This window comes from Streptomyces sp. W16 (assembly GCF_033194735.1).
Lineage (GTDB): Bacteria > Actinomycetota > Actinomycetes > Streptomycetales > Streptomycetaceae > Streptomyces.
Genome location: NZ_JAWOAI010000299.1, coordinates 1 through 12,249, shown reverse-complemented (window position 1 = coordinate 12,249; position 12,249 = coordinate 1). Strand labels below are relative to the sequence as shown.

Genomic DNA, 12,249 nt, shown 5'->3' with positions numbered 1-12,249 from the left:
ACTGCTCGGCGAGCCGGTGCAGTTCGGTGATGGCGCCGGAGTACGCGACATGCGCCTCCAGGGCGCTGCTCTGGCCGGTGAGCGCGGCCCTTCGTACGGCGGCGACGTCGTCGAGGTCCGAGCGCAGCGCGCCGGAGATGTCGGTGTCGGCGCGGAGCTCCTCGACCTGCCGGTCGACGCGGGCGCTGCGGTCCTCGTCGGGGGCCTGGGACTTGGGGCGCCCGGCGGCGATGTACGAGGTGACCTCGTCCCGCTCGTCGGCGAGCGAGTGGGCCAGCGACAGGGCGTCCTGGGTCTGCTCGGCGAGCGTCACCAGGTCCTGGGAGTCGTGCAGTTGGCCGGAGGCGGTGATGAGTGACGGCACCCCGGCCGCGGCGATGGCGGCGGCCACGACGGCTACGGCGACGATGAGCCGGTTGCGTACATGGGTGCTGCGCCCCTTGCCCGCCGGGTCGGGCGCGACGGCACCGGTGGCGCCCCCCTGCGGGGTCGTCTGCTTGCCTGTGCCCCGAGGCCGCTTTTTCTGCACCGGTGCTCGCATTCCTGACTCGTGGTACCCATGGGTCCGGGTGACGCTCCGTCATCCCGGTACGGCGACCCTCCCAGTGCCGGTGGGCAGCGGTCGCGCATCATCCGGGCCGCCACCCGAAGGAGTGAACCCCGTTGGGGAGTTGGCGGGCAAGTTCCGGCGGCCCGTCCTGCGGCCCGCTCGGCCGCGCCGGTTGGACGTGGGCGGCGGGCTTTGGCAGGATTCGCCGCCACGCATTCCCGGAGTGATCCATTCCAGCCCAAACCAGGCGTCTGACCTGCGTGGCTGTGCCGAATCGGTAACCAGTGCCAACCTTTTGCGGGGCCTGTGAAGAGGTCGTGCAGACTGGCCGAATGCGTACGGAACTTGTGTCGGAACCCGGTGACCCGAACCGCCCCAACGAGGACTTCGCGAGTGTCGGCATTCCGGCCTCGGGACAGGGCGGTTCGCTGATCGTCCTGGACGGAGTGACCCCGCCGAGAGGGGAGACGGGCTGTCTGCATTCGGTCCCCTGGTACACCGCGCGGCTGGGTGGCGCGCTGACCGAACTGACCGTTTCCTGCCGGGATCTGACTCTGGCGGAGATTCTCTCCCGGGCGATCCTCCGAACATCCGAGGCCCACTCCACCACCTGTGACCTTTCTCACCCACGCACCCCGCAGGCAACGGTGGTCCTGGCCCGCTGGTCCCCGCAGGAGATCGAATACCTGGTCCTTTCGGACTCCGCCCTGCTGGTCGAATCCCCGGCCGGCGAGGTGACCGCCGTACTGGACGACCGCCTGTCGCGGCTGCCCCGCGCCGCTCGCGCCACGGACGCGCTGATCGACGCCACGCTCCGTAACAAGGAGGGCGGCTTCTTCACGGCCGCCGCCGATCCGTCGGTCGCGGAACGGGCGGTGACGGGCTCGCTCCCCCGCACCGAGGTCCGCGCCCTCGCCGCCCTGACGGACGGGGCGACGAGGTGGGTGGAGAAGTTCGGCCGGGGCGACTGGGCGGAGTGCTTCGCCCTCGTACGGAAGGAGGGGGCGGCGGAGCTGGTGAGCCGGGTGCGGGCGCTGGAACGGGCCGACGCGGAGACCCGGACGTATCTGCGCCGGAGCAAGACGCACGACGACGCGACGGTCGGGTACGTCGAGCTGTGAGCCCCTACTTCTCTCTCACTTCTCCATGACGCCGTTCAACCGGTGGAGCAGCCGGGCGAGTTCGGCGACCTCCCGGCGGTCCCAGTGGGAGAGCTGGCTGACGTAGCGCGCCCGCCGGGCCTCGCGGACGTGCGCGACGCGACGCCGGCCCTCGTCGGTGACGTCGACCAGCCAGGCGCGGCCGTCCGCCGGATCGGGCTCGCGGGCGATCAGGCCCAGTTCCTCCAGGGCGCGCAGCTGGCGGGACATGGTGGCCTTGCCGACGCCGATGTAGGCGGCGAGCTCGGTGGCCCGCTGCCGTCCGTACTCGTCCAGCCGGACCAGCAGGCCGTACGCGGCGGACTCCAGGTCGGGGTGGACCTCACGGGCCATCTCCCCCTGGTTGGCCCGGGCCCGCCGGAAGAGAAACGTCAACTCGCGTTCCAGGGACAGGTATTCGGGATCGGGATCCGGAATCCCGCTGTCGATTCTGTCCTCGTCCTTGTGCACGTCAGCACCCATGTTCTGCTTTCCTGATCGTGAAAGTCGCCGCAGTTTCGCCAGTATTTCGCAGGGTGGGACCTACGTACGACGAAGGCCCGGGCCCCTCGTGAAAAGGGACCCGGGCCTTCACCTGACCGGTGGCGTCCGTCACGCCGCCACCGGAACCTCCGACGTCGCTCCGTTCGTCGCCGGCGACAGCGCCAGCTCCAGGACCTGGCGGACGTCCGTCACCGCGTGGACGTCGAGCTTGTCCAGGACCTCGGCCGGGACGTCGTCCAGGTCGGGCTCGTTGCGCTTCGGGATGATCACCGTCGTGACCCCCGCCTGGTGCGCGGCGAGCAGCTTCTGCTTCACCCCGCCGATCGGCAGGACCCGGCCGGTCAGCGAGACCTCACCGGTCATCGCCACGTCCGTACGGACCAGCCGGCCGGACAGCAGCGACGCGAGGGCCGTCGTCATCGTGACACCCGCGCTCGGACCGTCCTTCGGCACCGAACCCGCCGGGAAGTGGATGTGCACGCCCCGGTCCTTCAGGTCGGCGACGGGCAGCTCCAGTTCGGCGCCGTGCGAGCGCAGGAACGACAGGGCGATCTGCGCGCTCTCCTTCATCACGTCACCGAGCTGACCGGTCAGGGTCAGCCCCGCCGCGCCGGTCTCCGGGTCGGCGAGCGACGCCTCGACGTAGAGGACGTCACCGCCCGCGCCGGTGACCGCGAGGCCGGTGGCGACACCGGGAACCGCCGTACGGCGCTCCGCCGGGTCCTGGGCGGACTCGGGCACGTGGTGCGGCCGGCCGATCAGACCGCGCAGGTCGGCGTCGGTCACCGTGAACGGCAGCTCCCGCTCGCCCAGTTCGTGCTGCGCGGCGATCTTGCGCAGCAGCCGGGCGATCGACCGCTCCAGGGTGCGGACACCCGCCTCACGGGTGTACTCACCGGCGAGCTTGCGCAGCGCGCTCTCGTCGATGACGACCTCGTCGTCCTTGAGCCCCGCCCGCTCCAGCTGGCGCGGGAGCAGGTGGTCACGGGCGATGACGACCTTCTCGTCCTCGGTGTAGCCGTCCAGCCGGACCAGTTCCATCCGGTCGAGCAGTGCCTCCGGGATGGCCTCCAGGACGTTCGCCGTCGCGAGGAACACGACGTCGGACAGGTCGAGTTCGACCTCCAGGTAGTGGTCGCGGAAGGTGTGGTTCTGCGCCGGGTCGAGGACTTCGAGCAGAGCCGCGGCCGGGTCGCCCCGGTAGTCGGACCCCACCTTGTCGATCTCGTCGAGCAGGACCACCGGGTTCATGGACCCGGCCTCCTTGATGGCGCGGACGATACGGCCGGGCAGCGCACCGACGTACGTACGCCGGTGACCGCGGATCTCCGCCTCGTCACGCACACCGCCGAGCGCGACCCGCACGAACTTCCGTCCCATCGCGTGCGCGACGGACTCGCCGAGCGAGGTCTTGCCGACACCGGGCGGACCGACGAGGGCCAGTACGGCACCGCCGCGCCGGCCGCCCACAACACCCAGGCCCCGCTCAGCGCGCCGCTTGCGCACGGCCAGGTACTCGGTGATGCGCTCCTTCACGTCGTTCAGACCGGCGTGCTCGGCGTCCAGGATCGCCTTGGCGCCCTGGATGTCGTACTCGTCCTGGGTCCTTTCGTTCCACGGCAGTTCGAGAACGGTGTCCAGCCAGGTGCGGATCCACGACCCCTCTGGCGACTGGTCGGAGGACCGCTCCAGCTTCTCGACCTCCTTGAGCGCGGCCTCGCGGACCTTCTCGGGGAGATCGGCGGCCTCGACGCGGGCGCGGTAGTCGTCGGACTCCTCGCCGTCGCTCGTGTCCCCGTTCAGCTCGCGCAGTTCCTTGCGGACGGCTTCGAGCTGGCGGCGGAGCAGGAACTCGCGCTGCTGCTTGTCGACGCCTTCCTGCACGTCCTTGGCGATGGTCTCGGCGACATCCTGCTCGGCGAGGTGGTCGCGCAGGTGCTGGGTGGCGAGCTTCAGCCGGGCCACCGGGTCGGCGGTCTCCAGCAGCTCGATCTTCTGTTCGGTGGTCAGGAAAGGTGAGTAGCCGGAATTGTCGGCGAGCGTGGACACATCATCAATGGCCTGCACGCGGTCGACGACCTGCCAGGCCCCCCGCTTGCGCAGCCACGCGGTGGCCAGCGCCTTGTACTCCTTCACCAGCTCGGTGACCGAGCCGGGCAACGGTTCCGGCAGGCTCTCGTCGAGCGCGGTGCCCTCGACCCAGAGCGCGGCACCAGGACCGGTGGTCCCGGCGCCGATCTTCACGCGGCTACGGCCGCGGATCAGCGCGCCCGGGTCGCCGTCGGCCAGCCGGCCGACCTGCTCGACGGTGCCGAGCACGCCGGTGCTCGCGTAAGTCCCGTCGATGCGTGGCACCAGCAGGACCTTGGGCTTTCCGGGCTCGGACCGCGCGGCGGCCTGGGCGGCCTCCACGGCGGCGCGTACATCGGTGTCGTTCAGGTCCAGCGGAACCACCATTCCGGGCAGCACGACCTCGTCGTCGAGCGGCAGCACGGGCAGGGTGAGCGGTGTGGACGTCGAAGCCATGATCTCCCCTTAGGCAGTCAAGTTGAGCTATGCCGACTCAATGCTTGGGCGTCTTCGATTGTTCCCCACCTGTTGTTCGCCGTGAGCGATCAGCGAAGGCGTGACTGCCTCGATGCAGGTCAACGCGGAATCGGCGCGTGAGCTTCCCGGGGCACTCGATCTCGGGGCGGCCGATGTCAGTGGCTCCTGCCACGATGCCCGGACACCGTCACGATCAGGAGAGACACATGGGCACCTGGGATGTCGGCCCCTTCGACAACGACACCGCGGCGGACTGGTGCGGCGACCTCGACGACACCTCCCCGGACGCGCGTCAGGGCTTGGTGCGGGACACCCTCGTCCGAGCGGCCGACACCGCCAACCACCTGGACGCGCGCCTCGGCGACGAAGCCGTCGCGGCAGCGGCCCTGGTCGCCGCGCAATGCCCTGGCGGCGAGCCCGCCCACCCCCACTACGGACCGGACGAGCCCCTCCCCGACCTCACCGGTCTACGCACCCTCGCCCTCCAGGCCCTCGACCGCGTCCTGACCGAGCCGTCCGAACTCCTGGAGCTCTGGGCCGACCCGGACGGCGTCCCCTGGCACGCGACCGTCAACGGGCTCCGCAGCACGCTCACGCCCAGCCACCGGGGGAGCAGTTCCGCCTGATCTAGGATCACGTCGCCATGGAACAACTGCCCGAGAGCGTGGACCGGGAGATCCTGGAGCACCGGATCATCCCTGCACTCGTCACCATCCGCGAGACCCTGGGGTGCACCCTTCACCAGGCGCTCGACGTCTTCGCGGAGCGATACGAGGAGCTCCGCGACGATCGCCCGGACGACTTCATCCTGAGCCGGGACGAATACGGCCGAGGCTTCTACTCCTGATCCAGCCGACTCGGCCGGAGCGGGCCTGCCCCGGACTCGCGGGGACGCTCGCCGTCCGGGGAGGGGGCGGCGAAAAAGTGTGACACCTGCGTCCGAAGTGTCACACTTTCACGGAGAGGGTGTCCCAGCGCGGCGGGGGTCGGCAACCGAACTACCGGTCACCGAACTACCAGCCACTGAACCGCCGGTCACCGAACCGGCCGGATCAGGAGACCGTGCGGCCCAAGTAGGCCAGCAGCCGCGCATGCGGGGCCGCGTCCGCCGGGGCCTGGACCTCGGGGCCGAAGACGCCCGGTATGCGGTACGCGTCGAAGCCGCCCATCCCTCGCATCACCGACAGCAGCTCTCCGCACAACTCCTCGTCCACCAGAGCTCGTTGGTCCGTCGCGACCGCCAGGTCCACGCCGTGGACGCAGACCTCCGTGAAATGGATCAGCGCGGCCATCGGGCCGGGCAGCGCACCGAGCGAGATGTGAACGGTGGTGTCGAGGGCCCCCGGGCGGTTCCAGGCCGCACGGTCCGTCTCGGACGCCTCCGCGTACGCGCCCCGGGGATCCGCGCCCAGCCAGTCGGACTCGTGCTCGGCGCCCGGGTCGGTGCCGTTCAGTTCGGCGGCGAAGATGCGCATCCCGCCCACCGTGTGGTTCAGGAGGGTCCGGGCGTCCCACTCCGCGCAGGGGGTGGGATTCTTCCACCGGCCCTCACCAACTCCGGACACCACCAAGCCAGTTGCATCGATCGCCCGCTCGATCCGTCGTACCGCATCCGTATCCGTCACTCGGACCTCCCCCGCCCTGGACTGCGATCCACTCGCCACGCCATCGCTACACCCCCGCAACGGCATTCACAGCCAACTGCCGCAAAATGCAAGCAGATTCACAGCTGGCGGTCTACGCCTACGGGGACATGGGGGATGAAATGAACGACCCGGTGAGTGAGGGGCAGCCGCGGCGCGGGCCGCGCAGGCGAGCCGTCGTGGCCGGAACCGCCGTGGTCGCGACGGCCGCCGCGATCCCGGTGGCCCTCCACGCGGCGAAAGACGACAAGCACACCCCGGTGGCCCGACCGGTCACGCCCGCCCGTGCCGTCAACTCCCCTTCGCCCTCCCCCACTCCCCGTACCCGCGCCCGGGGCGACGACCGCCCCAACATCCTCCTGGTCGTCACGGACGACCAGCCCAAGGACACCGAGTGGGCGACCCCGCAGACCGTGGACTGGCTCGGCGAGAACGGCGTCACCTTCGAGCGGGCGCACGCCAACACCCCACTGTGCGCGCCCTCCCGCGCCTCGATCATGTCGGGCCGCTACGCGCACAACCACGGCGTCCTGGACACCCGCCACCCCTACCACCTGGACCAACACACCACAGTCCAAAGGCAGTTGCACAACTCCGGTTACCGCACCGGCCTGTTCGGCAAGTACCTGAACTACTGGCACACCGGCGACAACCCACCCCACTTCGACGAGTGGCTGCTCCAGGAACCGGTGGCGTACTACAACGGCCACTACAACGACGGCGGAACGGTCCGGAACATCCCCGGCTACAACACCACCGTCATCAAGAACCGCGCCCTCGCCTTCCTGGAGGACTCACGCACGGACCGGCGGCCATGGTTCGCGTACGTCGCCACGCGCAGCGCGCACGAACTGAACATCCCGGAGAAGAAGTACGCCCACACACGCGTCCCCGAGTGGCCCGGGCGGCCGTCCGTCTTCGAGACCGACAAGGCGGACAAGCCCGCGTTCCTGCGCAAGTCCAAGCACGGTCTGGCCGCCGGACAGGCCCTGTGCGCCCGCCAGTTGAGGACCCTGCTGTCGGTGGACGACGCGATGCGCGACTTCCGCGACCAGCTGCGCGCGCTCGGCCAGCTGGAGAACACGCTCGTGCTGTACACCAGCGATCACGGACTGTGCTGGGGCGACCACGGCTGGCTGCGCAAGTCGGTGCCGTACCGGCCGAGTCTGGAGGTGCCGTTCCAGCTGTCGTGGCCGGCCCGGGGTCTCGACAGGGGAACCTCCGACGACCGTCTCACCGGCCACGTGGACATCGCGCCCACCCTCCTCGACGCGGCCGGCATCACCCCGGACACCCCGCACGACGGCCACTCGCTCCTCGGCACCGGCGACCGGGACCATCTGCTCGCCGAGTGGTGGTGGAACCGGCAGGACAAGGAACCGATCCACACCTGGGCGACGTACATCGGCAGGTCCGAGCAGTACACGGAGTACTACCGCACCCGTCTCGACAAGAACGGCCGACCCACGGACGGCGACGGCAAGGTGCTCTTCCGCGAGTACTACGACCTGCGCGCCGACCCCTACCAGCTCACCAACAAGCTGCACGAGGCAACCGCCGCGCAGGAAGCGCGACTTGGCGTCCCGGCACTGGCGAAGGGGCTGAACGCGGCCAGACGGGCCGGGAGTTAGACCCGCGCGACCTCGACCCGGGCAGCCTCGACCCGAGCCGTCCCAGCCACCCGCGCGGCCCGCTGCCACCGCCGTATCAGCGGCCAGGTCGAGACGCCTATCGTCAGGGAGATCAGGTGGCCCCAGCTGGTCATGGGGTCGGTGAACGCGATCAGGTCCGAGAGCAGCGTCCAGCCGAACAGGGCGAGCAGCGGCAGCCCGAGCCACGGCCTGAGCAGACCGGCCAGCGCTCCCGTGCTCGCGGCGACGCCGAAGCTGATGCCGTAGTCGAGGCGGTGCAGCGAGCTGTCGGGCAGGTGCCCCGCCAGCACGGCCAGCCCCACGGTGCCCTCGGTCGCGAGCGTGGCCAGGATGTGCCCGGTCAGGAACACCCCGGCGGCCCGCACCCCGCCGATCCGCCGCTCCAGCGCGGTCAGCACCAGCAGGAAGAGAAACGCGTACGGCGACAGCACCCCGCCGACGATCCACAGCGCGCTGGCGACCAGCACCACGAACGGGTCACGGACGAGGTGGGTGACATCGGTGCTGGAGGCCTTGTGCAGCTCACTCACCAGCGTGGGATCGGCGTACTGCGCGACGAGCGAGGTGACCACGAGCAGCATCGCGTAACCGAAGGTGAACGGCGTCCCGGTGGGCGTGGGCAGCAGCCGCCACGGGTGGAGGCGGCGGAGCGCGGCCAGGAGGCGGGACTCCCGGGGAACGGCGGGCGTGGACGCCGAGACGGACACCGCCCGCAGCCTCAAGTCACCTGCCGTTTCCGCGACTTCCCGCTGTCTCGGCATCGCGTCCAGCAGCGGGGAGGCCTCGTCGGCCAGGGAAGCGCCCGAGGGCGTGGCGGAGGCCTGAGTATCGGCCGTCGCGGTCCGTTCCACCGTGAGGCGCTCCTTCCGTTTCACCCCACCCTTCGCCGTCCCACCTGTCGCTGTCTATGACCGACGCCACGCGAGAGCCGATTCACAGCAACCCGAAAGGCTTCTCACGCGTCCACCGGGGTCCGATTCCGCCGCCCGTTCCGGTGAAACTGCCAAAATGGACCGTATGACCACCGCGTACGACACTCCCGTTGTCCTGGACCGTCGCGAGGGCCCCTACGGCGAGGTGGTGCTGCGCCGGCACGGGGAGTTGCTGCAGATCATCGCCAACGGGTGCTTCCTGATGGACACTTCCGACGGGCGCTCGGAGCGGCTGCTGGTCGACGCCGCGTACGCCGCGCTGGACGGGCGCTCCGAACCGGACGTGCTGATCGGCGGGTTGGGCGTGGGTTTCTCGCTCGCGCACGCCGCCGCGGACCCCCGCTGGGGCCGGATCACGGTCGTGGAGCGGGAGCCCGCGATCGTCGAATGGCACCGCTCCGGACCGCTGTCGGCGCTCTCCGCGCCCGCTCTCGCCGACCCTCGGACCGACATTGTGAAAACGGACCTAGTCGCATTCGTCAATGAGACTTGCGCCACTTTCGACGCGCTCTGCCTCGACATCGACAACGGGCCCGGCTGGACCGTCACCGACAGCAACGACAACCTCTACTCACCGGCCGGACTGGCAAGCTGCGCAAGGGTGTTGAGGTCTGGAGGGGTACTCGCCGTGTGGTCGGCGCAGCCCTCTCCGGAATTTGAACGAACCTTATGGAATGCCGGGTTCCAGCAGGTGCGTACCGAAGAGATCCCGGTTGCCCGAGGAGTTCCCGACGTGGTGCACCTCGCCGTCCGACCTGGATAGCAAAGGCGTGGTGACTGCCCGTACCCTGCTTCCCTGACGCGGATCATTCAAGCGTCAAGCGCAGTCATGGGATCACCCCACTGGTTCCGGAAAGCACACTTCAGGGGCGGGCGATGGAGCAGACAAGTACCTCCCACAACGGTACGGCCACGGCCACGCCGGGCGCACAGCGCCGGGTGCTGGTGGTCGAGGACGACCCGACGATCGTCGACGCCATCGCGGCCCGCCTGCGCGCCGAGGGATTTCTCGTGCAAACCGCGGGCGACGGGCCTTCGGCCGTCGACACCGCCGAGGCCTGGCAGCCCGATCTGCTGATCCTCGACATCATGCTGCCCGGCTTCGACGGCCTGGAGGTCTGCCGCCGTGTGCAGGCCGCCCGCCCGGTGCCGGTGCTGATGCTCACCGCGCGCGACGACGAGACCGACATGCTGGTCGGGCTCGGGGTCGGCGCCGACGACTACATGACCAAGCCGTTCTCGATGCGGGAGCTGGCGGCACGGGTGCACGTCCTGCTGCGCCGCGTGGAGCGTGCCGTGGTGGCCGCGTCCACCCCGCGCTCCGGCATCCTGCGCCTCGGCGAGCTGGAGATCGACCACGCACAGCGCCGGGTACGGGTGCGCAGCGAGGACGTGCATCTCACGCCCACCGAGTTCGACCTGCTGGTCTGCCTGGCGAACACCCCGCGTGCCGTGCTCTCCCGCGAGCAGCTGCTCGCGGAGGTGTGGGACTGGGCGGACGCCTCCGGCACCCGCACCGTCGACAGCCACATCAAGGCGCTGCGCCGGAAGATCGGCGCCGAGCGGATCCGCACGGTGCACGGTGTCGGCTACGCACTGGAGACACCGACGCCATGAGCGGCGGGCCGACGTCACGGAGGAGCCCCGGGGAGCCCTGGGGCGGCGTACGCCCGTTCTCGATCAAGACCAAACTGGGCGCGCTGGTCGTCATCGCGGTGCTCATCACCACCGGTCTGATGGTGATCGCCATGCGCACGGCGACGGAGCTGCGCTTCATCACGGTCTTCTCGATGATCGCCACACTGCTGATAACGCAGTTCGTGGCCCATTCGCTCACCGCGCCGCTGGACGAGATGAACACGGTGGCCCGGTCCATCTCGCGCGGCGACTACACGCGCCGGGTGCGCGAGAACCGCCGCGACGAACTGGGCGACCTGGCCGAGACGATCAACGTCATGGCCGACGAGCTGGAGGCCCAGGAGCGGCAGCGCAAGGAACTCGTCGCGAACGTCTCGCACGAGTTGCGCACCCCCATCGCGGGCCTGCGCGCCGTACTGGAGAACGTCGTCGACGGCGTCTCGGCCGCCGATCCGGAGACCATGCGTACGGCGCTGAAGCAGACGGAGCGCCTGGGACGTCTCGTCGAGACGCTGCTGGACCTCTCCCGCCTGGACAACGGCGTCGTACCGCTGAAGACGCGCCGCTTCGAGGTGTGGCCGTATCTCTCGGGTGTGCTCAAGGAGGCCAACATGGTCGCCTCCGCGCGCGCCGGCATCGCGTCCGGCTCGGGCAGTCACACGCGCACGGACGTCCATCTGCACCTGGACGTGTCCCCGCCGGAGCTGACCGCGCTCGCGGACCCGGAGCGCATCCACCAGGTCGTCGCCAACCTCATCGACAACGCGGTCAAGCACAGCCCCGCGCACGGCCGGGTCACGGTCAAGGCGCGGCGCGGGTCACTCCCGGAGTCGCTGGAGCTGGAGGTCCTGGACGAGGGGCCCGGCATCCCTGAGGCGGAGTGGGCGCACATCTTCGAGCGGTTCAACCGGGGAGCGGTGAGCGCGCCCCACGGACCCGGCAGCGACGGCGGTACGGGCCTCGGCCTGGCGATCGCCCGCTGGGCGGTGGATCTGCACGGCGGCCGGATCGGCGTGGCCGAATCCGACCGTGGCTGCAGGATCATCGTCACCCTTCCGGGACTGTCATCCGTGCCAAGTTGACGTAAAGTTCGACCCGGAGCCCCAAGATCCACGACGGTCCGCGCTGACGGACACGTGTGATCAGGCACAGGCCCGCGCCGTTCGTGCGCCCGGCCCGCACCAACACACCCCTCCCATAGCGGAACCACGCTTGTTTCCCGCCATTTCGGCCCCCGAAACACACTTTCCGGTGTGACTTACACGACGATGGACCGGCCCGACCTGACCTTCGTGGTCATGGGGGCGTAGCCTTAATTCCCGCTGTCCATCACCTTGTGAAGCGGAAGAGGGCGGTTGCCGCCGTGTCGTCACAGTCCCCCAGTAACTCGACCATCTCGACCGAGTCCGACCAAGCCGCGGGTAAGAATCCCGCGGCGGCGTTCGGGCCCAACGAGTGGCTCGTCGACGAGATCTATCAGCAGTACCTCCAGGATCCGAACTCGGTAGACCGAGCCTGGTGGGACTTCTTCGCCGACTACAAGCCGGGCGCGGCTGCCGCCCCGACCTCGACTTCGGCGGGTACTGCGGCCACGGGGGCCGCAGCGACCTCCACACCCCCGGCCCAGGCGGCACCCGCCGCCCC

General features: G+C 69.9%; 13 protein-coding genes. 8 read left to right on the top strand and 5 right to left on the bottom strand.

Translation table 11 applies throughout. The features are described from left to right. Nucleotides 1-529, bottom strand: a 529-nt coding sequence (locus R6V09_RS32245) for a nitrate- and nitrite sensing domain-containing protein (protein ID WP_442810195.1), incomplete at its 3' end; no start/stop codon positions are given. A gap of 353 nt (nucleotides 530-882) precedes the next feature. Here R6V09_RS32245 and R6V09_RS32240 point away from each other — a divergent pair. Beyond that, nucleotides 883-1,671, top strand: a complete 789-nt coding sequence (locus R6V09_RS32240; RefSeq protein WP_317884992.1) for a protein phosphatase 2C domain-containing protein — start codon at nucleotides 883-885, stop codon at nucleotides 1,669-1,671. Nucleotides 1,672-1,686: 15 nt separating this feature from the next. Here the strand turns inward: R6V09_RS32240 and R6V09_RS32235 are convergent, their stop codons facing one another. Beyond that, nucleotides 1,687-2,172 (bottom strand): MarR family winged helix-turn-helix transcriptional regulator, encoded by a 486-nt coding sequence (locus R6V09_RS32235; RefSeq protein ID WP_317884991.1) that lies wholly within the window; start codon nucleotides 2,170-2,172, stop codon nucleotides 1,687-1,689. Nucleotides 2,173-2,301: 129 nt separating this feature from the next. Further along, nucleotides 2,302-4,719 carry an endopeptidase La gene (gene lon, locus R6V09_RS32230; protein WP_317884990.1) on the bottom strand — a complete coding sequence of 806 codons (2,418 nt, stop codon included), beginning with the start codon at nucleotides 4,717-4,719 and terminating at the stop codon, nucleotides 2,302-2,304. Nucleotides 4,720-4,946: 227 nt separating this feature from the next. On the opposite strand from lon, the gene R6V09_RS32225 reads away from it, so the two are divergent. Together R6V09_RS32225 and R6V09_RS32220 are read left to right on the top strand one after the other, a co-directional pair. Beyond that, nucleotides 4,947-5,366, top strand: coding sequence for a DUF4259 domain-containing protein (locus tag R6V09_RS32225; protein WP_317884989.1), 420 nt, complete (start codon nucleotides 4,947-4,949; stop codon nucleotides 5,364-5,366). A gap of 17 nt (nucleotides 5,367-5,383) precedes the next feature. Beyond that, a complete protein-coding gene (locus tag R6V09_RS32220; RefSeq protein ID WP_317884988.1) occupies nucleotides 5,384-5,587 on the top strand; it encodes a hypothetical protein in 204 nt (67 codons plus the stop codon). 205 nt (nucleotides 5,588-5,792) lie between these two features. Here R6V09_RS32220 and R6V09_RS32215 read toward each other — a convergent pair whose 3' ends face one another. Next, nucleotides 5,793-6,365, bottom strand: a complete 573-nt coding sequence (locus R6V09_RS32215) for a TIGR03086 family metal-binding protein (RefSeq protein ID WP_317884987.1) — start codon at nucleotides 6,363-6,365, stop codon at nucleotides 5,793-5,795. An 86-nt stretch (nucleotides 6,366-6,451) separates the two neighbouring features. Between R6V09_RS32215 and R6V09_RS32210 the strand changes: the two genes are divergently transcribed. Further along, nucleotides 6,452-8,014 carry a sulfatase family protein gene (locus R6V09_RS32210; protein WP_317884986.1) on the top strand — a complete coding sequence of 521 codons (1,563 nt, stop codon included), beginning with the start codon at nucleotides 6,452-6,454 and terminating at the stop codon, nucleotides 8,012-8,014. Here the strand turns inward: R6V09_RS32210 and R6V09_RS32205 are convergent. Beyond that, entirely contained in the window at nucleotides 8,011-8,886 is an 876-nt protein-coding gene (locus R6V09_RS32205) for a rhomboid-like protein (protein WP_317884985.1), read from the bottom strand. The two genes, R6V09_RS32210 and R6V09_RS32205, sit on opposite strands and share 4 nt — an antisense overlap. 166 nt (nucleotides 8,887-9,052) lie before the next feature. Between R6V09_RS32205 and R6V09_RS32200 the strand changes: the two genes are divergently transcribed. From R6V09_RS32200 to R6V09_RS32185, 4 genes are all read left to right on the top strand, one after another. Then, nucleotides 9,053-9,730, top strand: coding sequence for a spermidine synthase (locus R6V09_RS32200; protein WP_317884994.1), 678 nt, complete (start codon nucleotides 9,053-9,055; stop codon nucleotides 9,728-9,730). Between the two features lie 113 nt (nucleotides 9,731-9,843). Beyond that, on the top strand, nucleotides 9,844-10,584 hold the full coding sequence (locus R6V09_RS32195; RefSeq protein ID WP_317884984.1) for a response regulator transcription factor: 741 nt from the start codon (nucleotides 9,844-9,846) through the stop codon (nucleotides 10,582-10,584). Then, entirely contained in the window at nucleotides 10,581-11,687 is a 1,107-nt protein-coding gene (locus R6V09_RS32190) for a sensor histidine kinase (RefSeq protein ID WP_317884983.1), read from the top strand. The genes R6V09_RS32195 and R6V09_RS32190 overlap by 4 nt, the downstream gene beginning before the upstream one ends. A 281-nt stretch (nucleotides 11,688-11,968) precedes the next feature. Beyond that, nucleotides 11,969-12,249 (top strand): 2-oxoglutarate dehydrogenase E1 subunit family protein (locus tag R6V09_RS32185; RefSeq protein ID WP_317884982.1); only part of this gene is annotated, 281 nt, incomplete at its 3' end.